This is a genomic window from Psychrobacter sp. CAL346-MNA-CIBAN-0220 (assembly GCF_040309805.1).
In the GTDB taxonomy this organism is placed as follows: Bacteria; Pseudomonadota; Gammaproteobacteria; order Pseudomonadales; family Moraxellaceae; genus Psychrobacter.
The window spans coordinates 1-274 of the sequence record NZ_JBEOPF010000253.1 but is presented as its reverse complement, the minus strand read 5'-3'; the positions used below and the strand labels follow the sequence as shown (position 1 = coordinate 274).

At 44.5% G+C, this 274-nt stretch carries 1 pseudogene; it reads right to left on the bottom strand.

Annotation, left to right across the window (positions count from 1 at the left end):
• A pseudogene (argS, locus tag AAEY88_RS13540) lies at positions 1 to 274 on the bottom strand (arginine--tRNA ligase); the annotation flags it as partial.

Below are 274 nucleotides of genomic sequence, written 5' to 3'. Positions count from 1 at the left end.
GAATTGAACCAGCACCACATCAAGGCGTTCTGCATCAATCCCCAAAGCTAACAACGCCGCTTTTACCCGTGGCACATAACCATGGTGATCGGCGCCCCAAACGTTGACGACTTTATCAAAGCCACGATCGAACTTATTTTTATGATAAGCGATATCAGAGGCAAAGTAAGTCGATTGTCCATTGGCACGGCGTACCACACGATCTTTTTCATCACCAAAATCAGTCGATTTAAACCAAATATTGCCGTCTTTTTCGTACAGATAGCCTTTATCC